General features: G+C 65.6%; 20 protein-coding genes and 1 pseudogene. 7 read left to right on the forward strand and 14 right to left on the reverse strand.

The features are described 5' to 3' along the window. Positions 1 to 90: 90 nt before the first annotated feature. Complete coding sequence (locus AC5Y46_RS24380) at positions 91 to 2,799, forward strand: acyltransferase family protein (protein ID WP_499993557.1); 2,709 nt, start codon at positions 91 to 93, stop codon at positions 2,797 to 2,799. A 52-nt stretch (positions 2,800 to 2,851) separates the two neighbouring features. Further along, positions 2,852 to 3,031: a hypothetical protein gene (locus tag AC5Y46_RS24385; RefSeq protein ID WP_499993558.1), complete on the forward strand. Its 180-nt coding sequence runs from the start codon at positions 2,852 to 2,854 to the stop codon at positions 3,029 to 3,031. 92 nt (positions 3,032 to 3,123) lie between these two features. Here the strand turns inward: AC5Y46_RS24385 and AC5Y46_RS24390 are convergent, their stop codons facing one another. Genes AC5Y46_RS24390 through AC5Y46_RS24415 form a run of 6 tightly spaced genes read right to left on the reverse strand, consistent with a single transcriptional unit; the run spans position 3,124 to position 9,492 of the window. After that, positions 3,124 to 4,026 carry a vWA domain-containing protein gene (locus AC5Y46_RS24390; RefSeq protein WP_499993559.1) on the reverse strand — a complete coding sequence of 301 codons (903 nt, stop codon included), beginning with the start codon at positions 4,024 to 4,026 and terminating at the stop codon, positions 3,124 to 3,126. Next, positions 4,023 to 4,994 carry a hypothetical protein gene (locus AC5Y46_RS24395; RefSeq protein WP_499993560.1) on the reverse strand — a complete coding sequence of 324 codons (972 nt, stop codon included), beginning with the start codon at positions 4,992 to 4,994 and terminating at the stop codon, positions 4,023 to 4,025. Before AC5Y46_RS24395 ends, AC5Y46_RS24390 begins: the two co-directional genes overlap by 4 nt. Further along, positions 4,985 to 5,458 carry a hypothetical protein gene (locus AC5Y46_RS24400; RefSeq protein ID WP_499993562.1) on the reverse strand — a complete coding sequence of 158 codons (474 nt, stop codon included), beginning with the start codon at positions 5,456 to 5,458 and terminating at the stop codon, positions 4,985 to 4,987. The genes AC5Y46_RS24395 and AC5Y46_RS24400 overlap by 10 nt, the downstream gene beginning before the upstream one ends. Further along, positions 5,448 to 6,314, reverse strand: coding sequence for a DUF58 domain-containing protein (locus AC5Y46_RS24405; protein WP_499993563.1), 867 nt, complete (start codon positions 6,312 to 6,314; stop codon positions 5,448 to 5,450). The genes AC5Y46_RS24400 and AC5Y46_RS24405 overlap by 11 nt, the downstream gene beginning before the upstream one ends. 7 nt (positions 6,315 to 6,321) lie before the next feature. Next, positions 6,322 to 7,323, reverse strand: a complete 1,002-nt coding sequence (locus AC5Y46_RS24410) for an AAA family ATPase (protein ID WP_499993565.1) — start codon at positions 7,321 to 7,323, stop codon at positions 6,322 to 6,324. Positions 7,324 to 7,371: 48 nt separating this feature from the next. Next, entirely contained in the window at positions 7,372 to 9,492 is a 2,121-nt protein-coding gene (locus AC5Y46_RS24415) for a putative bifunctional diguanylate cyclase/phosphodiesterase (protein ID WP_499993567.1), read from the reverse strand. Positions 9,493 to 9,810: 318 nt separating this feature from the next. Between AC5Y46_RS24415 and AC5Y46_RS24420 the strand changes: the two are divergent. After that, positions 9,811 to 10,921 (forward strand): annotated as a pseudogene (locus tag AC5Y46_RS24420) (PQQ-dependent sugar dehydrogenase). An 11-nt stretch (positions 10,922 to 10,932) separates the two neighbouring features. Here AC5Y46_RS24420 and AC5Y46_RS24425 read toward each other — a convergent pair. Both AC5Y46_RS24425 and AC5Y46_RS24430 read right to left on the reverse strand, forming a co-directional pair. After that, complete coding sequence (locus AC5Y46_RS24425) at positions 10,933 to 11,559, reverse strand: TetR/AcrR family transcriptional regulator (protein WP_499993568.1); 627 nt, start codon at positions 11,557 to 11,559, stop codon at positions 10,933 to 10,935. Then, the gene (locus tag AC5Y46_RS24430) at positions 11,552 to 12,799 is read right to left on the reverse strand and encodes a cytochrome P450 (RefSeq protein WP_499993585.1); all 1,248 of its coding nucleotides are present in this window, start codon (positions 12,797 to 12,799) and stop codon (positions 11,552 to 11,554) included. Before AC5Y46_RS24430 ends, AC5Y46_RS24425 begins: the two co-directional genes overlap by 8 nt. A 320-nt stretch (positions 12,800 to 13,119) precedes the next feature. Here AC5Y46_RS24430 and AC5Y46_RS24435 point away from each other — a divergent pair, with 320 nt between their 5' ends. Next, a complete protein-coding gene (locus tag AC5Y46_RS24435; RefSeq protein ID WP_499993569.1) occupies positions 13,120 to 14,214 on the forward strand; it encodes a Fic family protein in 1,095 nt (364 codons plus the stop codon). 403 nt (positions 14,215 to 14,617) lie between these two features. On the opposite strand, the gene AC5Y46_RS24440 is transcribed toward AC5Y46_RS24435, so the two are convergent. The 5 genes from AC5Y46_RS24440 to AC5Y46_RS24460 form a co-directional block, all read right to left on the reverse strand. Beyond that, the gene (locus AC5Y46_RS24440) at positions 14,618 to 15,796 is read right to left on the reverse strand and encodes a type II toxin-antitoxin system HipA family toxin (RefSeq protein WP_499993571.1); all 1,179 of its coding nucleotides are present in this window, start codon (positions 15,794 to 15,796) and stop codon (positions 14,618 to 14,620) included. A 67-nt stretch (positions 15,797 to 15,863) separates the two neighbouring features. After that, complete coding sequence (locus AC5Y46_RS24445) at positions 15,864 to 16,217, reverse strand: helix-turn-helix domain-containing protein (RefSeq protein WP_499993572.1); 354 nt, start codon at positions 16,215 to 16,217, stop codon at positions 15,864 to 15,866. A gap of 143 nt (positions 16,218 to 16,360) precedes the next feature. Then, on the reverse strand, positions 16,361 to 16,675 hold the full coding sequence (locus AC5Y46_RS24450; RefSeq protein WP_499993574.1) for a hypothetical protein: 315 nt from the start codon (positions 16,673 to 16,675) through the stop codon (positions 16,361 to 16,363). 527 nt (positions 16,676 to 17,202) lie between these two features. Next, positions 17,203 to 17,361, reverse strand: a complete 159-nt coding sequence (locus AC5Y46_RS24455) for a hypothetical protein (protein ID WP_499993575.1) — start codon at positions 17,359 to 17,361, stop codon at positions 17,203 to 17,205. A gap of 136 nt (positions 17,362 to 17,497) precedes the next feature. Next, the gene (locus AC5Y46_RS24460; protein WP_499993577.1) at positions 17,498 to 18,493 is read right to left on the reverse strand and encodes a hypothetical protein; all 996 of its coding nucleotides are present in this window, start codon (positions 18,491 to 18,493) and stop codon (positions 17,498 to 17,500) included. Positions 18,494 to 18,660: 167 nt separating this feature from the next. On the opposite strand from AC5Y46_RS24460, the gene AC5Y46_RS24465 reads away from it, so the two are divergent. Then, a complete protein-coding gene (locus AC5Y46_RS24465; protein WP_499993578.1) occupies positions 18,661 to 18,867 on the forward strand; it encodes a hypothetical protein in 207 nt (68 codons plus the stop codon). Positions 18,868 to 19,052: 185 nt separating this feature from the next. Here AC5Y46_RS24465 and AC5Y46_RS24470 read toward each other — a convergent pair whose 3' ends face one another. Then, positions 19,053 to 19,817: a hypothetical protein gene (locus AC5Y46_RS24470; RefSeq protein ID WP_499993579.1), complete on the reverse strand. Its 765-nt coding sequence runs from the start codon at positions 19,815 to 19,817 to the stop codon at positions 19,053 to 19,055. 523 nt (positions 19,818 to 20,340) lie between these two features. On the opposite strand from AC5Y46_RS24470, the gene AC5Y46_RS24475 reads away from it, so the two are divergent. Beyond that, positions 20,341 to 20,532, forward strand: coding sequence for a hypothetical protein (locus AC5Y46_RS24475; RefSeq protein WP_499993581.1), 192 nt, complete (start codon positions 20,341 to 20,343; stop codon positions 20,530 to 20,532). Positions 20,533 to 20,573: 41 nt separating this feature from the next. After that, the gene (locus tag AC5Y46_RS24480; RefSeq protein ID WP_499993583.1) at positions 20,574 to 21,074 is read left to right on the forward strand and encodes a hypothetical protein; all 501 of its coding nucleotides are present in this window, start codon (positions 20,574 to 20,576) and stop codon (positions 21,072 to 21,074) included. Positions 21,075 to 21,260 lie beyond the last annotated feature (186 nt).

Here is a 21,260-nt window from a genome sequence, read left to right on the forward strand (position 1 = left end):
GCTAGCCTAGCTCACTCGAAGACAACTTCGAATTGGTAAGCGGCAGCGGGGAGCCGACCAACAGTGGCGACGATCTCATGCTCCACGCGGGTGGGGGCCGGGTCCGCTGCTCCGGCGTCGACGCGCTCGCGTCCGGGCAAGCTGCCCGGGATCGACGGCATGCGGGCTCTCGCGGTCAGTGCGGTCGTGCTGTATCACGTCAATCCGGCATGGCTGCCCGGCGGCTATCTCGGCGTCGACGTGTTCTTCGTGATCAGCGGGTTTCTGATCACTCGGCTACTGCTCGCCGAGCGCGCGGACACCGGTCGAATCAGCCTGCGCCAGTTCTGGATTCGGCGGGCCCGCCGGATTCTGTCGCCGTTGTTGCCGATGCTGTTCGTCGTCGTCGGCGTGACCGCGCTGGTCGACCGCTCGTTGTTGCACGCGCTGCGCACCGAGGTCTCGGGTGCGCTGACCTTCACCAGCAACTGGGTGCAGATCAGCGAACACCAGTCGTACTTCGCCAAGTTCGGGCCGCCGTCGTTGCTGCAGCACCTGTGGTCGCTGGCGGTGGAGGAACAGTTCTACTTGGTCTGGCCCGCGATCGTCGTGGCGGTGCTGTGCTGGTATCGCCGAAGACCCGGTGCCCGGGCGGTCGCGGTGGTCGCCGGACTGGGTGCGGTTGCCTCCGCGACAGCAATGGCTCTGCTGTATCAGCCCGCCACCGATCCCTCGCCGATCTACTACAGCACGGCTACTCACAGCGCCGGGCTGTTCGGCGGCGCCGTGTTGGCCGCCGTCTGGCCGGCGGCGTCAGGAGTGCACTGGTCGGCGCGCCGGACGGCGCTCACCGGCGCATCGGCCCGGCTCGGCCTGGCCGTGATAGCCCTGGCCTACTGGTTGCTGGACGAGAACGGTTCGCTGACCTACCAGGGCGGTATCGTCGCCGTCTCGGCAGCCAGTGCGCTGCTCATCGTCGGGGCGGGACACGGCCGCACCCTGATCGGCCGGTTGCTGTCGCGACCCTCGGTGTGCTGGCTCGGTGCCCGGTCCTATGGCTTGTACGTGTGGCATTGGCCGGTCTTCGTGCTCGGGGACCGCATCTGCGGGCAGCGGACGCTTCTGGTCGCCGGGGTGGAGGTGACCGTCGCGACGCTGTTGGCCGCGGGTTCGTACCGCTGGATCGAAAGGCCCGTCCTGCGCCTCGGGTACCGCGGCGCGGTGCAGGCCGGCTGGCGCACGGTGCCCGGCGGGCGTACCGGCAGCAGGCTGGTGGCAGCCGCGCTGGCCGCCGCATCGGTGTTCGTAGCGTCCGCGCTGGTGTGGGCGCCCACCCCGGCGCCGACCGGGCTGGACAAGCAGCTGGCCGACGCCCTCGCGGCGCAAGAGGCGTCGACGCCCGTTGCGGATCCCGGTGTGTCGACCCCGGTTACGCCGGCGCCCGTCGCCGACGCGCCAGCCGCACCTGAGGCGCGCCCGTCGTCACCGCCGGAACCGATCGGTCCCCCGCCCGGCGACCAAATCACTGCGGTGGGCGACTCGGTGATGCTGGCCTCGTCTTTTGCGCTGCGTGAGCGGCTGCCCGGCATCCGGATCGACGCGGCCACCAACCGCGCCATGCAGGCGGCTCCAGGCATCATCGGCTCCCTCGCCGCCAACGGTTCGCTGCGTCCGGTGGTCCTGCTGGGATTGGGCACCAACGGCCCCTTCACGCCCGACCTCTTGGAAGCGCTCCTGGAAACCATCGGCCCGGACCGCAAGGTCTTCCTGGTCAACCTGTATCTGCACGACCGGTCCTGGACCGACCAGGTCAACCAGATCCTGACCGACGCGACCTTCACCCACCGCGCCAACGTCCACCTGATCGATTGGCAGAGCGCCGTCAGCGGCCACGAGGACCTGCTCTACGCAGACCACATCCACCCGCAACCCCGGGAAGGTGCCGACCTCTACGCGGAGACGGTCGTCGCGGCGATGATCGAGGCGGAGAAACCCGCGCCGCCCGCAGCACCGGATCCCGTGGCCGACGGACTCCGCGACGCCCCGGTAGGCGCGGCCTTGTCCACCCCGGCCTCGCCCACGCGACCGCCTTCGGTCCCGCCGACCCGCGATCGCACCGCAGAGTACGGCTTCGTCCTCGTGGCGCTGCTCGTTCTGTTCGCACTACCGGTCACGATCACGACCGCCGGCTTCGCGGCCGGCCGTATCGCATGCGCGCCTGCACCGGCGGCCGTGCAGGTCAGGACCCCCCTCCCCCGGGCGTGCGCTCTGCTCGCGCTGTCGTCGCCGGCGCGCTCGCCACCCACCGCACCGACCGGTGCCAGGTCGAAACAACGACCACACAGCAGACGCGGGCCCGTTCCGAGAGGAACTCGGAGCCCGCGTCTTGTTGTGTGGACCGGCGGAACGCTCACGTTGGATTGCCGGGCGGCGCTGCCCCGGCCGCGTCCTGCAGCACTTGCCGGAGTTTGTCGAGGGGATCGCCGTTGCCCGGGTCGAGTCGGCGCGGCGGGATCTCGCTGCCGTCGGGGGCGAATACCGGCGGTGGTGCGGCAGGCGGCGCCAACGGCACCGCCGGCGGGGGCGGCGGGGCGGGCGCCGGTGGTGCCGACAGTCCAGTCCTCTTGGCCGCCAATCGATTCGCGGCGTCGTTGCGGATGTCTCGCCGCTGCTTGTTCGGGTCGGTATTGCCTGCGAAGCATGCTTCCGGTGCATCGCCGACGACGGTCAGCGCGCTTGCGTAACGTTCGTCGGCGCGGCTGCGGTCACCGGCCGCCGCGGCCCGGTCGCCCTGCGTCTCGCGGACCAATTCGAGGTTGACCCTCACCGGGCATGAGCCGGCGGCGTCCGTGCGAGCCAGCGCGGACGTGAAGTGGTTGTCAGCATCGTCGAGCCGACCCTCCAGTACGGCGGCGACGCCCGCGGCGAACGGCGCTTTGGCCGGCTCGACGACGTTGACGATGCCCAGGACCGCCGCGTCATTGCGCAGCGTGCCGCCGTCGCCGTCGGAGAAAGCGGAGACGGCCGAATTCCCTGCGACGACGAGGGATAGCAGCTTGACGGCCACCGCCAGCGCGACGACGCTCGGCGGTGTCGAGTAGATCAACAGCCGCCGTCGCAACCGCAGCCGGGCCGGTCGCGGCGTCACCGGGTCACGTCCCTTCGCGCGATGCGGCCGCGCCGGAACTCCCGGATCGACAGGTAGATCTCGCTGAGCAGCAGCGCAGCCGCGAGCGACGCCGGTAACCAGTACAACTCGATCCGTTCGGCCGACTGGGCCCGGACGCGGGCGTCGTCGGCAGAGTCGGGCAGCTCCGGACGGAGCGGCTGCGCAGGATCCCGGTGCTGGTACGGCACAGCGAGCTGCCTTGCGATTTCCCGCAATTCGGCTTCGTCGATCGCCTCGGCGCGACCGTAGCCCAGCACCGCCCCGCCGTCCACCACGTTATGTGTCACATCGAAGTCACCTTGGGGGGTACGCGAACCGGGCGCGCCGGAACCGAGATACAGCAACACATTTCGTGAACCCGGGTACTGCTGCGCGGCCTGGATCAGCTGATACCTCAACACATTGCCGGCCGCCGCGGCGTTGACGTCCGAGTCGAGACCCCGACCGTAGGGGTAGAGAGCCGCGATGGTCGGGCGCAGACTCCAAACGTCCTGCGACAGCGGCCAGTCCAGTGCAGCGCGGGAAGCGAAACTGACCAGTGCGTAGCGCGCCGCCGGGTACTTGTCGATCACAGCCGTGATGTCGTTGCGCATCAACGTGATTCGCGACTCATCGACAGAGCGGTCGACGATCAGGAACACGTTGAGATGCTCGCCGGCCGCCGCTGTGCCCTGCCGATCCTTGCCCTGGACCCCCGGACGGGTGACCGCGGCGAGAAGCAACAACACCGCCAGGCTCACCCCGGCCCAGCGCAGCACGGCGCGGCGTGGCCGTCCGGCCGACCACAGCACCTGCCGCAACGCCACCAACCGGGCCAGCACGAGCGCGCCGATGACGACCGCGAGGATCGCCCAGGGCAGCAGGGGCTGAAACGTCATCGGCGCAACACCAATAAGGCGACCGACAGCACCGCCGCCGAGATCAGCGCGATGGCCAGCGGGATGACCGGCGCATCCTGTAGATCCGAAGCCACCACCGTGCCGTCGGCCAGACGCGCCGGCGGGGTGTGCGTCCGTATCTCGTTGAGGGCCCGGGTCACCGGGGCCGGTCCCGGCACGCGGTACCGGCCACCGGTCTGCTCGGTGAGCGCGAGCAGTGATCCACTCGCGGGCGAGGGGGCCGTGTCGATCACGTTGAGTTGGATCGCGGCCCGCTGCGCCAGGTCTCGCACACTGCCGGCGTTGAACAGAGCGGCGCGCTGCTCCCCGGCTGCACGGAGATCCGACGGGCCCAGGTAAATCACCGAGCGTCGGCTGGTGCCGCGCTGTTCGGCGGTGGGGAATCCTGAGATACACAGCGCCAGAACATCGTCCACGCTCGCGGCGTAATCCGTGTAGATCACCTGCGGGGCGAACGACCGGGCCTGTTGAGCGCGGGTGAAGTCACCGAACCGCGCCACGGCGTACGCGTGATCCCGTGTCAACGGCACCAGGCGGCGGTTGGTCGAAGTCAGCCCGATGCGGTGGGCCGGAGCCGAATCGACGTCTTGGCGGGCAAAGTAATCGAGGAACTCGACCGTGACGGCGTCGGTCACCGGCTGTCCGACGCACAGCATGATGTCCTCGGGATGAGCGGCGTCGAATTCCCTGCTGGACGCGGTGGGACGGGCCCCTGCCCAGGCGGCGGCGCCGAACATGACCGTCAGCACCACCAGGGTCACCACCGTCGACAGCGAACGCAGCCGGGCCACCCGCGCGTACTCGGGCAACCGGGTGAGCCGCACCACGTTGGCCAACGGGCGCAACCGCTTTCGGGCGGCAGTCATCGGCAGCAGGGCCGCCAGCAGCACGGCGGCGACGAAGCAAACCGACCCGACGGCCGCCACCGGCCACCACTTCAGGTCCACGAGCGGATCAACTCCTGCGCGTCGGCACTCACCTCGACGACGTCAACGAGGGTTTCGACGTTGAACTGCCCGTCGCCTAGCCGGGTGAGTAGCGGTGCGGCCCCAGCCAATTCGTTCTCCGGTAGCGCCCCGACATGTAAGTACTGCGCCGGCGTACCGGTCGCCTGATGCAGGAAGCTGCGCACCGTCCTGCTGATCGCCGCGCACGCTTCCGGAGCCGTTTTCTGGCCGGAGACGTGTTGGTCGGCGATGCGCTGCACGCGCCGGGCGAAGCGGTGACGGATCAACCGGGCGTGCAGCCGTCGCACCGCGGGGATGCGCCGTAACCGATGCGACGGCAGCGTCCACACGAAAACACCCGCGTACCAACATAAGACGCCCAGGATCAGGAGGACGCCCCAGAACAGCCACCATGACGAGTACGGCTGTGGCCCGAAGACGTGGCGCAGTAGATCATCCGGCACGGGCAGCCACCTCGGTCATGTTGACCAGTTCGCGCCGGATGTCGCCGCTGGTTTTGATGGTCGCGTGCGGAATCGCATGACGGGTCAGGAACGCATGGAGGCGGTCGCGACGGGTCTGCTCGGCGCGGCGGTAGGCGGCGACGACCCGCGGTCCGAGATCGGCTCCGTTCAGGACGAATCGGCCGGTGGCGACGTCGTATCCGTCGATGTCGCTGCGGCCCACCGCGGGCATGTCGGAAACCATCGCCCACATGACGTCGTGGCGTCCGGTCACGCTGGTGAGCACTGCGTCGAGTCGGTCGTCCGGTTCGGGCTCGTCGGACACCACCACGATCAGCATGGTGTGCCGGTAATGCGTTGCGACATAATCGAGTTGGGCGGCGACGTCGCTGCGACCGGGGTCGTTCATGGTGTGCTGATACCAGCGGTGCAGCGATCCCTCGATGTGCGTCTCACCGCGTCGCTGCGGGATGTTCACCGAACCGCGGCGATCACCGTAGACCATCCCGATCTGATCCGAGCGCCGCAGGCCGATCAGACCGACCGCGCCCATGACGTGCGCGGCGACGTCACGTTTGTACTCTCCGCCCGGGGCGAGCGCGGACATGTTGCGTCCGGCGTCGGCGACGAGCAGGATCTTGTGGTGCTTTTCGGAGACGAACCGTTTGATCAGCACGCTGCCCGACCGCGCCGAGGCTTTCCAGTCGATGTCGCGCACGTCGTCGCCGGGGACATACGGACGAAGGTCGTCGAATTCCATGCTGCGCGTATGCAATAGCGCGTAGCGCCCACCCTCGAGCAGGCCGCGGGTGTCGGTACCGAAGTGCGCCTTCGCCCGATTCAGGTGCTTTCCCAAGACGACCTCAGGGCACGCGCACGACGCGCAGCGCGGCGTCGATCACGACCTCGGGTGTGATGTCGGCGCTGGCGGCTTCGAAGCCGAGGATGAGCCGGTGTCGCAGCACCCGGTGCGCGAGCTTCTCGACGTCCTCCGGCAGCACGTGCGCACGCCCGAACAGGACCGCACGCGCCCGCGCCGCCTTGCAGAACGCGATTGTGGCGCGCGGGCTGGCGCCGTACTCGACCAGGCGTGCGATCTGTTTGGGCAACTTCTGGGCGGGATGGCGGGTGACGTCGACCAGTTGGCTGGCATAGAGCATCAACGCGCGATCCATGTAGACGTGGCGCACCACGTCCTGCAGGCGCAGCACGTCGTCGAGGCTGACCACCGGTGCGGCGGGTTGATCCGTGTCGTAGACGCCCGCGTCGATGCGCGACATCACTTCCACTTCCTCTTCCGGGGAGGGGTAGCGCACGATCTCTTTGAGCATGAAGCGGTCGGTCTGCGCCTCCGAGAGCGGATAGGTCCCTTCCTGGTCGACGGGGTTCTGGGTGGCGATGACCAGGAACGGCTCCGCGATGGGATGAACCTGCCCGGCGATCGTGGCCTGCCGCTCCTCCATCGCCTCGAGCATCGCGCTCTGGGTCTTTGCACTGGAGCGGTTAATCTCGTCGAGCAACACGATGTTGGCGTGCACCGGACCGAGTTGGGTGACGAACGAATTGGTCGCCGAGTCGTAGATCTGGGTGCCGATGATGTCGCTGGGCAGCAGGTCAGGCGTGCACTGGATGCGCTGGAAGCGACCGTGGATGGACTCGGCGAGCACCTTGGCCGCAGTGGTCTTGGCCAGACCCGGCACGCTTTCGAGCAGGACGTGGCCGCCCGCGAGCAGGCCGATCAGCAGCGATTCCCGGAGGTCGCGCTGCCCGACGATCTTGGCGGCGAACGCCCGGGAGATCGCGTCAACTGTCCGTCGGATGCTATCGAGCTCGCGCTGGTCCGGCTGGCTACGTGCGGTAGTCATACGCCCGCCTTTATACCCGGGAGGCGGCTTTCCACACCGCTGGCACGGCTAGACGGCCCGTTGGTGTGGGGATTTCGGGCGGACGATGTCGTCGATAGGGGCGGGCTGTCCGAACAGGTGTCCTTGTGCGAAGCGACAGCCGGCGGCCTGGATGATCTCGGATTGAGCAGTCGACTCGATACCTTCGGCGATCACCTCGAGACCCAACTCTGCGCAGAGCCCGATGACCGAGCGGTAGAGAGCCAGGTCGCGTGCCGGGTCCACACCCACCGCCAGACCACGGTCGAGCTTGACGACGTGCACCGGCAGGGCGTGCAGGTAGGTCAGCGAGTTGTATCCGGCGCCGAAATCGTCGAGCGCCACCCGCACACCGGTCGCGTTGAGCCGGGTGATCTGCGCCGCCGCGTCGGCGAGGTCGACGATCGGTACCGTCTCGGTGATCTCCACGACGAGGCGGCCCGGCGCGATTCGGTGGCGTTTGAGTGTCCGGTCCACGTGCTCTTCGAAGTCGGTGTTGCCCAGGCGCGCCGCGCCGATGTTGACATGGATGTCGACGTCCATCCCGGCCGCCTCGACTTCGGTGCACGCCAGTTCCAGCACCATCGCATCCAGGGCGGCACCGAGTCCCGCGGCTTCGGCGGCCGTGACGAACGTTTCGGAGGCGATGTCCATGCCGTTGGGTGCGGTCCACCTGGCCAAGGCCTCGACGGCAACCGGCGTTGCCTCCGGGAGCCGCACGATCGGCTGGTAGACGAGGCTGAATCCAGCGGGCACGCCCCCTTTGGCCTTGCGCAGTGCCGTCGGGAAATCCCCCGGTATGCCGGTCAACGGTTGGTAGATCACCGCGGTGTTCTTGCCGAGCCGCTTGCCGGCGTACATCGAGATGTCCGCCTGCCGCAACAGGTCGTCGGACGTCTGAGGTCCGTGCTCGGTACCCGGGCGGACGAGACCCATGCTGGCCCGGACGCGGACCGAGGAACCGTGCAGGGGGAAGGGATCGCGCAGCGCGACCCGCAGTCGATGCCGTACGGTTTCGAGCTCCTCCACGCCTTCGTGGATCAATATCGCGAACTCGTCCCCGCCCACCCGGGCCAACGTGTCGCTGTCGGTGACACAACGTTTGAGTCGCTCGCCCACCGCGCACAGCAGTTCGTCACCGGCCGCATGTCCGAACCGGTCGTTGATCTCCTTGAAGTCGTCGAGGTCGACGAAAATGAGGACGAAACCACCGCTGCGCATCGCCTCGTCGAGGCGGCGGGCGAACAAGAGCCGGTTGGGCAGTCCGGTCAGGGCGTCGTGATCCACCTGGTAGGCGAGCCGGTGTTGCGCGACGTACAGGTGTTGAGTCAGTAGCCACTGCGCGCGCATCGCGATCACCTGACGGATGGCGACTAGCAGAACCATGAGCACCGTTACGCAGACCGCGAATGCGTCCAACCAGTGTCCGATGAGCACGTGGTAGGCGAAAAGCACGGCGATTCCGAGAAATCCGACGTAAGGCAGGATCAGCTTCGCCCAGTCAGTCCCCCGAACGACCTGATCAGCGTCCGGCTGTGGCGGATACTCGAGCATCGCGAACGCGATCATCACCGGGCCGAGGATCAACCCGATGGCGCCGAACAACTCGCCGCCCTCGGCGCCGACCGACCGGAAATAGGCGGTGACGCGATCCGAGGTCGCCATGGACACGACGCCGCCGGCCAGCAGCAGGTAGTTCACCCGATACGGACGGTCGGGGTCATACACCATGGCGATCACCACCACTGCGCCCACGACCACCACCTCGGCCAACGCGAACCCCATCTCGACAGTCGCGCTGTCCGACCGGGCCAGTGCAGCCGACGACCCGGCACCGAAGCCGCCCATCGTGGCCAGGATCAAGAACGACAGACCGGCCACCACGCCGTCGATCAGGCTCGTGGCGGGAGGGTGGCGCAGCAGCCCGTCGCGCCCGAACACCCTGCCGCTGTCGTATACCAGCAGGACAATCCCGGTGATCGCGAACACCGGCAGCAGCAAATGGGCGAGTATCCCCGGCGCCGGCGCGATGCGGCTCGACAGGGTGTTACCCGTCCACCAGAGGACCTGACCGAACAGCCACAATCCCACCCCGACGGCGTAGAGCAGTCGCCACCAGCGCGACAAGCCACTTGTGCGCGCCGCAGTCACGAGACCAGCGACGATCGCGGCCAGCCCCGTGCTCAGCTGAAGAAATGTCTCGCCGCGATGGGCGGCCGGTCCGCCCCACAGCGCCAAGGCGTTGACGCCGACAACAGCGTAACCGCGCCGAAGATGTAGAGGCGCTGTCGTGGATGTTCGGTCGACACCGGCCTCCCCTCCCTGTGACCTGCACCACGTTAAGCCATGGTATTTCCGGACATGAAGGTAGCTAATCGGCTGCGCGGATGGCACCGACTGCCGGTTACCGATCTTGTGTCAGGGCAAGGGTTACGGTCGGGCCGGGTATGGGTGACGGTCGCGCCGGGTATGGGTGACGACGTGGCCGTCCACTCTCTGCGTGGCAGATCGGCGCTGGCCGCTGTCCTGGTGGGCGTCATGCTGGCCGCCGGATGCTCGGCCGAGTCCCCGCCGACCGCGACCGCGCCCGCGCCGCCTGCACCGGCATCCGCAAAGCTGATGTCTGCCCCCGTCGGCGTTCCCGCCTCTTTGGCGCAGGCACCGTTCGACCAACCGCGGCAGGCTCTGATCCCGGAGGGCTGGACGATCTCGGTATGGGCGCGGATCCCCAAAGCGCGGCTGGAAACCTGGACTCCCGACGGCGCTCTGCTGGTGTCGGTTCCGTCCAGCGGGCAGATCATCAAGCTGACACCGGGTGCGACGCCGCAACAATCGACGCTGCTCGACGGTCTCGACCAACCGCATGGGATGGCGTTCGCGGGCTCAACGCTGTATGTCGCCGAAAGCGACCAGATCGATGCGTACGACTACATCGACGGACGGGCCGGCGACGGACGTACGGTGGTCAACGGCCTTCCCGACGCGCGCAGTCCCGATCTGCACGGCGCCTACGCGCACGCGCTGAAAAGCGTGGTCGTCGGTCGCGACGGTGCGGTCTACTTCTCGATCGGCTCGACGGCCAACATCTCTGCGCAGGACCGCACGGCGACACCGCCCAGGGCGACGATCATGCGGATCCCGCCGGACGGCGGCACTGCGCAGCCGTTCGCGACCGGGGTGCGCAACGGAACCGGTCTTGCTTTCGCGCCGGACGGTTCGTTGTGGACGGCTGTGAACAATCGCGACAACGCACCGGATCCGAACGGCAATGTCGATGTCGAGTATGTCAACGACTATCCACCGGAGTCGCTGGCACGCTTGACGCCCGGACGCGAATTGGGTTGGCCCTGGCATCCATGGCTCCTGGAACCGGCAGCCTCCGCGCGCACCCGAGGTTTCGTTCTTTCCCTGGCGCAACGGCACTCTCGGTGACCAGCAGACTCTGGTCGGTGGTTTCCAAGCGGGCGACGGATCCCGATGGGGGCGTCCGGTCGCCGCGGTAGTCGGACCGGACGGAGCCGTGTACGTCACGGACGACGCCGCGGGTGTGGTTTATCGGGTGGCCCCGCCGGGGCGGTAGGGATGTCTCGGTTACGGAGCCGCACTGACGAGCGACGCCAGCCGTGGATAGAGGATCGCTGGACCGAGCCACCGCGCAACGAACCATCGTAGTGCGATCTCGTCACCCTGGCGCTGCCCCGGATCGGTGAGCAGCGATTGCACAGTGCGCAGGGTCATTTCGGCAAGTTCACGCAGCGCGGCCGCGTCGAAGCCGTGCAGTTTCCAATCGACGTCGAGGCGGTCAAAGAGTGACAAGCAGAATGCGATCGCGGTATCGGAGCTCAGCGAGGTGACGGCTTCGCCTTCTTGTCGTCGGGTCAACAGGTTCTCCAGCTGCGGATCACCGGCGAGGTTCCCGACTCCGAACGAAATGCATTCGACCAGCGCCGTGACCGGGTCGTTGAGCCCTCGGGCGTGTTCTGCGACCTGATCGATGAAGCCGTTGACCGCGCGCATCGAACTGGCGATGAGCAGCGCGTCGGCATTGGGAAAGTACCGGTACACCGTCTGGCGAGTGACACCGAGCCGGCGGGCGACGTCGGCAAGGCGTAGCGCCGATCCGTTCTCGGCGACCTCTTCGTCCACCGCAGTCAGAATTCGGGAGATCGCTTCCTCGTCCGAAGTGGGTGTCAAACCCGCCCAGCCACGACTACGCATCCGCCGTCACAAGCCTTTCACTGGTGAATTCGATCGGAAGTGTTGTGGGACCGGTCATTCCCAGCAGGGGTTTCCACGGTGCCGGTCCGGCGCGATGAACGACGGAGAGGCGGCGGGTGAGGACTATGAGCGCTTCCGCCAGTTCCCGGCGTGCGAGGTTCGCCCCGAGGCAGTAGTGTGCGCCACCGCCGAAGGTCAGGATCGCAGGTACGTCCTTGCGCGCGATGTCGAAGCGGTCCGCATCGGAATAGATCGCTGGATCTCGGTTGGCCGCAAAGGTATTCACAAGTACGAAGGTTCCTGCCGGAAACATGTACCCGCCGAACTCGGCATCGCAAGTCGCGGCCCGCGGGACGATACTTCCCGCCGGTGAGTGGCGCATGCTCTCCTCGACCGCCTGCATCGCGAGTTCTGGCTGGTCGCGCAGCTTCGCCCACTGATCTGGATGCTCGCAGAGCACCTGCACGGACGCAGCCAGTTGGTTCCGCGTCGTGTCGGTTCCCGCCATCAGGAAACCCGCCACCATACCTCGCAGTTCGTCCAGATTGAGGCGGTCGCCGTCGCTTTCGGCGCGTATGAGTTCGGAGAGCAGATCATCGGTCAGATTGTGTCGGCGGGCCGCCACCATGTCGTCGACGTAGGCATCGAGTTCATTCCATGCGCGCATGATCGCGGCCTGATCGAAGGTGGCGTCCGGCTGGAAGTTGAGGGCCTTGAAGACCTCTTCGGTCCAGTCCGCGAACAGGTGCCAATCCTCGCGGGGCGCTCCGATCAGCGCACACATGATCGGGGTGGGGTATGGACGGGCGATGTCGGTCACCACGTCACACCGTCCGGCGTCCACCACCCGGTCGATCAACCCGTTCACCACTTCATGGATCGTGTCCTGAAGACGTGATGTCGCGCGCGGAGTGAACGCCTTGGAAACCAGTTTGCGTAACCGGACATGTGGTGGGCCGTCCAACCCGAGCAGGCTGTTGGCCATCTTGTCGTACAGCGGACCTGACGTGATGCCCTGGGACGCCAGCGTAATGCCGGGCGGCAGCCGAAATCTGTTGTCGCGCATGATGTCGCGAGCCAATTCGTAGGACAGGATTTCCGGGCCGAGGGGTCCGATCGCGATGGGTGCACGCGATTGCGCCGATCGAACATCCTCGAGGATGTCGTGCGGAGTGGCATCGAGGGTGTAATCGAATGTCGGGAGACCGGCTTCGAAGACGTTGGGAGCGGTGCTCTGCATGGATGTCTCAACTTCCGCGGGATGGACATGTCTCGCTTGAATGTATGACCAGCGTGCTGGTTCGGTCAATAATAGTCGCTTAATTTGCTGCTCCTCGGCGGTGCTGCCCGCTTTGGTCATACGTGCCACGCAGCAACGTCCGGGTGCCTAGGGGCGATAAGTCTGACTTATGAGCCCTAACTCGGACTAGCGCTATAGTTAGTCCGAGTTAGGAGAGGGTGATGGCAGATCCATGGCCACGACACACCGCACAGCGACGTCCCTGGGCACAGACTCAACGAGGCGGCACCCGCGAGGACAGGACACTTCGTTACGTCGAGGTGTCACTTCCCCCCTTCATCGCCGACCTCGAGGCCGACATCAACGCAGATATCGCTGTCGAGCTCGAGATTGCGATGGTCGAAATTTCTCGGCTCGACAGCGCGCACGGAGCCGACCTAGCAGCGCTGAACACTCTCCTACTACGAACGGAATCGGTAGCGTCCTCCAAAATTGAACGCGTCGAGGGAAGTTTGGACGACTACGCGCGCGCACTCCACGGCAGCAGAGGCAACGCGAGCGCAGTCTCGATGGTTGCGGCGACCACGGCGCTAGACGCAATGCTCGCCAGCGTCGGTCACCACGCGCCAGTAGAGACAGCCGCGATCCTGCGAGCACACGAGGCGCTGACGCGAGACGACCCGCTAGTGGGACCGGAAGCAGGTCGGATAAGAACCGTCCAAAACTGGATCGGCGGAAGCGATTACTCGCCCCGAGACGCGCTATACGTTCCACCCCCGCCCGACACGGTTCAGACGTACCTGGAAGACCTCGTGATGTTCGCGAACAGGACCGACATGCCCGTCCTGATTCAGGCGGCAATAGCGCATGCACAGTTCGAATCAATCCACCCCTTCACCGATGGAAACGGCCGCATCGGCCGGGCACTCGTCAACACCATCCTTCGGAGAAGAGGAGCGACGACACGTCTGGTCGTCCCACTGGCATCGGCGCTCGTAGCTCACCGCGATCGCTACTTCGAGGCGCTCAACACCTACCGCGCCGGTGACCTACGCCCACTGATAACCACCTTGGTCAATGCGGCAAAGATTGCGGCGGCCGAATCACGCACGACTGCACAATGTTTGGCGGAGATGCCCGCAGATTGGCAAAACATGGTCGGAGCAGTCAGACGCAACAGTGCCACTGCCAAACTGCTGCTGTTACTGCCATCGAACCCGATCATTTCGTCCAACGATGTCGCATCGCTGATCGACGCACCTCGGAGCAGCGTGTTCGCCGCAATCGAGAGACTGCACGCCGCCGGCGTCCTGCGCGCTCTAACTGACCGCAAGCGCGACCAGGTGTGGGGCGCAAGTCGCGTGCTCGACGAGCTGGACGACCTTGGACGCAGAATAGAGCGAGCCAGCACATAGCCCGAGAAATCCGGTGCTCGTTGAATCAGGTTGTGAGAGAAGGTGCTTGGTATCTCAGCCACGAACTATGATCACGGCATCGCCTGCGAGAGACGGTGATTCTCTGCGATCTTCCCTGCGTAATGCCGTATCGTATTGCGGTTCAAGGTTAAAGGCGGTGCTTACAGCTCCCTCTACCTTCGATGCTCAGTGGTGGCGCAAAATCCCGAACCCCTCGCGGCATCCCTGCGTGTAGTCCGTGACACCCAAAGTCATCGGCCGTGCGCGTACCGGATCGAGAAATGTGGAGGTATCACAGCTGCGGTCACGGGAAGGCCGCTCTCGCTCATCCGGTGCGCAGACGACCACCACCGAGCCCGCCTCGCAGTGTCGCGGTCCGGATGCGCGAGAGGCACAACTGCCGTCAGTATCCGTAGCTGGCGAATGGTTTGAGGATCTGCCTGTGCCACAGCAGGTTTCGCTGGCCCTTCGTCAGCCTGGCCACGTCGGCCACCTCATCCCAGTCGCGCTCGATGATGGTGACCTGCTCGTCGATGACGTCACGCGCCTCTGCTGCCGTCAGGCCGTACACCGGAGCGGCGGCCACGCACGCGGCGAATGAGCTGTCGCGCGTCCCATCGCGGTCGAAGGCCATCGCCTGCGCCGAGGTCTCACCGGACCGGATCTGCGGGCACAGGTCGTAGGCGGGCGTCAACTCAAGCGCGTAGCCGTCCCAGAACGCGGCGTGGTTCCGAGCGTGATCATCGTTGTTGCCGACTGCCACGTTGAACACGAGCCGATGGAACAGCCGCCGGCCGACACCCGGGTCGGTCCCCATGCGGCGCAGCACGTCCAGCAGATCCGGGTAGGTGGCATAGCGCCCCTCTATCTCGTCGAGCCCGAGCATGGTGAGTCCCGAAACAACGATGCGCCGACCGCCTCCCGGCGGCCTGTCGAACCGCTCAATGACAAGCACGTCGCGTCCGAGGGAGGATGTGACGAACGAACTGGTCGTGTCGATTCCAACACGCCGTGCTAACTCCAAGGCGAGCGCCTCCGCGCCGACCACTGGGTACGGATCTGAGGCCGCGGAGAACTTGGCGATGTGCGAGACGCCTCCGACGTCGATCAGCGCCTTGGGCCGGGCACCGCCGATCGAGGTGCCCCGCACCAATGCCGCGCCGAGATCATCGGAGAGATCGCGTCCCTCCTGCAGGGCATCGGCCGCGGCGTGCAGCTCGTCGAGAGTCGCCGAGGTGCCTCGCGACACGTACACCTCGGGGCTTTCCTGAAAGTCCAGTCCGCCGATCCGGTTCGATCCTGACTCCAGAAAGTAGGTGATTTGATCGAGGTCACCAGGGTCAGCATCTTTGCTGTTGGCGCCGTATATACGCTCGAGGATGACGCGCTGGCCCCAAGAGTCAGGGCCGGCGTCGCGCAGTACCGAAGCGATCGCCATATTGGGCTGAGGTGCCTGCCACCCGGCGCGCAACGGGAGCTCCGGCGTGTACAGGCTGATTGCCTCGGGGCGCTCGAGGTAGCTGCGGCCGTAGCCGAACACGAACCTGTGGCCGTGACGTTGGTAATGCACCCGTCCGGCCACCACCGGGTCGGCGTGCCCGGGGAGCCACACCCACACGAATGCGTCGCGGGGCACGGAGGCGCTGCGATCAGAAGTTGAGCGCGTCACGGCCACCATCCACTGCGGTTGCTCGTGGCTGGTACTCCCGAGACGGGATCAGTGCGACGCGTTCCTCACCACGCCGACGCATCCGTGCGAGTTCGTCGTCATCGGCGCCCCACAGCGGAACGCCTAGGATCGTGGCCGCACTGAACACGCTGCCGATAGCCACGCCAGGGGCGCCGCGTTCCATAGCGGTGATGGTGCGCGGCCCTACACCGACACGCTCGCCGAGATTCTCGGCAGTCCAGTTCCGCTGGTGCCGTGCGAGGCGAATCTGAGATCCAAGGACCGCGAGAGCATCCATTGCGGCACGGTTCGGAGCAATCACTCGCCTGGCCATGGGATCACCTACCTTAAAATGACTATAGCCCTACTATAGTATCATTTTATAGTTGCTTGGCTCCTATAACCGGGGTCGCTCTATGGAGGCGAGATCGCCGGTCTGCGTCGGTCGTGCGTCAACCTGACCGAAAAGCCCATAGGTCAGGGAAAGGACACGATTCCTGCGCGCTCGGTGCGGATCGACGAAAACGCCAGAGCTAGCAACCGCACGTTGCCGATCCTGATGATGTCGTCGAGACACTCAGAACAGTGCGCAAGAATTAAACCGAGGTAGCCGCGATGGGCGTCGAGACCGGGGCGTCGAAGTCGGAGGTCTCGCGCATGATCCAGCACATTGGGTGCCGGCACACCGGGTTTACTGTCGGTGGCAACGGAAACCGCCGGCAGATACCTGGCCGCGAACGCGCGGGGCATCTGGATGCCGCTGTTGCGAAGCTCCTCGATGGTCTTCTTCATCCAGCGCTGGGTCGGATCAGTGGGCCGACCCGAGAAGTACATCATCAACGCGGACCCCTCCTTGCCCGCGGTCGTAACGTGCTCAACGAACTGGGCCTTGGCGTGCGCACCAAGCTCGGTTCCGGACTTGAATTCCGCGATCAACCACTTGTCCTGGCGAGTTCTGTCGCGGACGTTGAAGACGTCGTATTTCGGGCCTTTGGGGAACCCTGGCAGCCTCTGCTCCGAGACCCACTCCTCACCGGGCAGTTGCCAGTATTTTGTGGTGCAAAGTGTGGCCAGGCCGCACCGACCCGCCGGTTCGTGAGCACCTGTATGTAGGCGTCCCGCCAAGTCTCCCAATCCATCACGGTCTGGCTTGGGTCTGCAGCCTTGGCGGTCAGATACTTCTTCCAGCGGGCCAGCATTCCCGCCAAAGAGTTGGCGTTCTTCTGGTTCGTGTCGGTCTTCGGGTTGATCTTTCGGTACTCATCGGGTGTGGGCTGAGCAGCATTTGCCAACGCCGGGTCGAGGCCCGGGAACGGAAACTACACCGGCTGCGCGTCCGTGATAGCGGACGCATCAAAGCCGGGCAGGTTGTAGCCCGGGGTCAGCTCGCCGTACCCGCCGTACCCGTCGTAGCCGGTGTCACCGGACGCGGTGTCGGCATGGGACAGGCCGATACCGGGAAGGGTCATGGCCAGCATGACCATTATGACGAGAAGGCGATGAAACCATCTGGTGCCCACGGCAATTCCATTCCTCGAACCGAGCTTCGGGTGGATGCTGGATCTAGCCTATGGGCAGTCGGAGACCGTTATGTGCACCAATTTGCGCGACGGATCAGCTGCCTGGTTCGGCGTACGTCAGCCAGTTGTCGAATGACTCGCGCAGATCCGCGCCGGCCGACTTAATCCCAAGTTGTAGCAGGTAGTACGGGGTGGTGGTTTCGGAGTTGTCCGAAAGCTGGATGTCGTACTGCACCAGATCGGGATCCTCGGAGTAAGCCAGCCCAACCCGCACCAGGTTGGCGAGATCACGGAAAACCCAGCGAGACGGCGCTGTTCGACGTAGTAACTCACCCAGATACCAGCAGGCTCCCTCGACGAAATCTCGATTCTGCGGGCTCTTGAGGCTGTCGGCCTCTGGAACATGTTGCAGCAGTTGATTGACGAGGTCTTCGATCGACGCCACCGAAAAGTCCCAGCGGCCGGGATATCGGCCGGACCAATCGTGGAAGTCTCGGCGGCGTTGCGCCAGCCAGGCGTCCAGCTCGGCCGACGGGTACACGTCGATACCCGGCACGCCCTGCGTCGGCGGACTGACCACAAGCGAGCTCCACTTCGAAAATTGCTGTACCAATGGACCATTCGAGGCCGGCCGCGTTTGGAGAACGGCAAGCAACAGATGCAGTGGCGACACTGCGGAAACGTCCAGCCCGGGGCCGGGCAGCGCCAGCGGAATTCCCGACGGTCGGCCTGGTTGACGATCCCAACCCCAGTATTCGGAGCTGATGGCCGCCAACAGGTTTGGGTCGATCATGGCAGGTAGTGCACGCTCGGCAAAGCCGGGCTCGTCATCCCAGTCCCAGCGCCCCGCGCTGAGGTGGGTAAAGCTGAGGCCGATGTATGCCAGCAGAGCACGCACCAGCGGGCGATCCGCGGCTTCGAAAAGGGCCGTCGGAGTCGGGAACGTCGCCAACGCCAGTGCTTCGATCGCGGCCAGCGACTGCTCGCTGTAGTCGAGCTCGATGTTCTCGGATTCCAGTCGCGCCTGCAGGCCGCCGACAGCCGCTGAAATGCCGTCCTCCCACTGTGCGGCCCGCTCCCGACGATTCACCGAATCAGATTACCGCGGGGCACACCTGCCCAACTGCAGCAATATTTCGGTCCTGATACCAGCTGAACTGGGCCTCTAGCCGGCCACACCCTTACGGCATTTCAGTGCCGACTCGGCGGTGCGGTGGTTGATGGTGCATCCGCCGTGGTGATACACCGGCCGGCACCATGATTCTCACCCACACCAACGGCTATCTCACCCTGAACCGCGCCACCCAGGCCACAGAGACCATCGGGATGTTCTCCCCAAGCGAAACCCGCGACGCCGCAGGGAAACTGGTGCCGTCCTCGTATGTGGTGCGCCAAATCCGCCCGCAGCTCTACCAACTCTCCGAAGTCATCGACCCCCGACCCGACACCAGCTGGCCGGTGTAGTCGACCCGCCCACTGCACATCGGTGGTCCCGGTGGGGCGCCGTTGCCGCAGTTCGGTTTCTCCGATGTCACCGGCGCCCTCTCCGGAGCAGCCAACGCCGTGACGGATGCCGCCGCGACCGCGGCCTCGGCGACGGTCTCCGGCGCCAACTCGGTGGGCACGTTCGTGAAGAACAACCCCTGCAATCAGCGATGCTCGTCACCGGCACGGCGCTGGCCGTGACCGGGGTCGGAGGGCCCGCGGGTGCGGCGATAATCGCCACCGCAACGGTTAACATCGCCTCGGCCGGTGTCGATATCGCCGCTGCGGCGATGCCGGACAACCAAACCCTGGCCAATGCCTCCATGATCCTGGGTGCGGCCTCCATGGCCACCCCGCAAGGCGCAGCGAAGAAGGCCGTCAAAGTGGTGGCCGAACAAATCGCCAAACACGCCGCCGGGGCCATCGACGTCGCCAAAGCCGCACCCACCCCACCCACACAACCAACGGACGACGTCGCGAACGCCGCCGCCGCGACAACCAATCCCATCAAACCCGGGGCGGGAACACCCAAGATCCCCACCGGGCCACCAGGGCCCGAAGCCCTGCCGGCGGCTGGAACCGGGAAGCCCTTCACTCAGGTACAGAAGGTTCCATACCCGGTAGACGTGCTTGCTGTCGTTGCCGTGCATGTCGTGGCCGGTAATCTCGACGGTCGTCTTCGCCCAGGACTTAACCTTGCCTTCTTTGACGGCTTTGTCGATGTCGGCCCGCGCCGGACCGTACAGCGGCGCTAGGTGGATGTGCAGCTGCCCGCGGGTGCGGCCGTCCTGGCAGTTGATCCCCACGCCGGTCTGCCGGGACGTCGGAATCACCAGCAGGTCGGTGTTCTTCTTGTGATCGTCCGAGCCGTGGCGCACCGCCCGACCGAGCAACCGATCGTGATAGGGGAACTGCACATCGAGGGGCACCTTCCTTGAGGATGGGGCTGACGTGCTTGACGCTGGCCCACAACTCGTCGTCGTCCTTGACGCTGCCGCAGGGGCCGAACGTCTCGACGCGGTGTCGACGGCGTTCGTGTCGCCTGCGGTGTCGTCGGCGCTGGCGATCGGCGAGAGACCGATCCCAACGGCGGTAAACCCAACGGGCGGCTTGCAACATGCGGTACTTCCGCGGGTCAGCCCTGCTCCCGATATGTCTGTCGTACCCTCGGGGTATACACAACATTGATGGGATAGCTCACAAGTTATCCACAGAATTATCCACAGTAGGGGCCCTGATGACCGCAGTAGCTGGTAGGCGCGACGCGCAGGTACATATGGTGACCTCTGAGGAAGCACGCGGAGAGATTGACGAACTGCTGGCCGGAGTCGGCATGACCCGCGACGAGCTAGAGCGCCGTGGTGACGCATGGGATCTGGATGCCCACCAACGAGGCGTCCTCGCAGACATCCAAGGCCTTGAGTTCTTGCTTGAGCGAGCCGCCGCCGACAAGTGACGGCATCGCTCGAAGATCAGGCAGAGCAGTTCGCCAACGATCTGACAATCACCACCCGCGCCGTCGTCGGGGCGAATTGTTCGGCCTTTCTGGCGGTAGCCCTCAAAGACGCCGACGCTTTTCGTGTCCGCCAGGAGCCCGCGAGCGGCATCATTCTCTGCGACAAGAACGGCCCTATCCTCGGTTGAGCGTTGACTACAGGTGCATCTACGACGGCCACAACCAGTACATGGCCATCGACCAATCCAAAATTCACGTGTTCGTCGAGCCGGACGGCCGCCAACCTCTGTTCCGATACGAGTTCGACCGCAACATCACGAAAAGCCTTCCCAGCGCACATATTCAGTTCCATGGAACCCACGACGAAATCGCGAAAGCGATGGCCGAGTGCGGCGAGAGCACGAAGCGAGCCAAGGCGCGTGCGCGGGGGCGCAAGGCGGTCAAACTCGATGCTCTCCATTTCCCGGTTGGCGGACCACGATTTCGGCCAGCTCTTGAGGATGTCCTTGAAATGCTCATCGAAGAGTTTGGCGTGCAACCAGTCGGTTCCGTGAAAGCCGCGAGGCAGGCGCTTGCCGAAGCGCGAGAGATTTGGCGTCGGACACAAGTTGCAACGGTTGTCCGCGACGCGCCGACTGAGGCCGCCACCACCCTTGAAGAACTTGGCTACACGGTCACGCCGCCGAATCCCCTACCGAAAGAGAAGCGCGACAAGCTCCGCGCCCTGTAGCCGCCCCAGATACCCCGCTGACATGTGCGGATTACCCGCGCGTCCGAACCCCGGGGGGCGATGACCCTGCAACACGTCTGCGGGCCCATGGCGGCCCAGGTGGGCAGGTTAGCTACGCGCGCCGGTCGTCGCCGTGAACCCGGCACGCCGCCGCGGTGAGCAATGATCAGAACCTGTGGATGAGCC

This window comes from Mycobacterium sp. NGS59 (assembly GCF_059812345.1).

Coding starts and splice junctions, on each gene's coding strand:
- AC5Y46_RS24390 (WP_499993559.1), bottom strand. CDS start 4,026: ATGACGTTTCAGCCCCTGCTGCCCTGGGCGATCCTCGCGGTCGTCATC.
- AC5Y46_RS24410 (WP_499993565.1), bottom strand. CDS start 7,323: ATGACTACCGCACGTAGCCAGCCGGACCAGCGCGAGCTCGATAGCATC.
- AC5Y46_RS24425 (WP_499993568.1), bottom strand. CDS start 11,559: ATGCGTAGTCGTGGCTGGGCGGGTTTGACACCCACTTCGGACGAGGAA.
- AC5Y46_RS24430 (WP_499993585.1), bottom strand. CDS start 12,799: ATGCAGAGCACCGCTCCCAACGTCTTCGAAGCCGGTCTCCCGACATTC.
- AC5Y46_RS24445 (WP_499993572.1), bottom strand. CDS start 16,217: ATGGCCAGGCGAGTGATTGCTCCGAACCGTGCCGCAATGGATGCTCTC.
- AC5Y46_RS24450 (WP_499993574.1), bottom strand. CDS start 16,675: ATGAAGAAGACCATCGAGGAGCTTCGCAACAGCGGCATCCAGATGCCC.
- AC5Y46_RS24455 (WP_499993575.1), bottom strand. CDS start 17,361: ATGCTGGCCATGACCCTTCCCGGTATCGGCCTGTCCCATGCCGACACC.
- AC5Y46_RS24465 (WP_499993578.1), top strand. CDS start 18,661: ATGATTCTCACCCACACCAACGGCTATCTCACCCTGAACCGCGCCACC.
- AC5Y46_RS24480 (WP_499993583.1), top strand. CDS start 20,574: ATGGCCATCGACCAATCCAAAATTCACGTGTTCGTCGAGCCGGACGGC.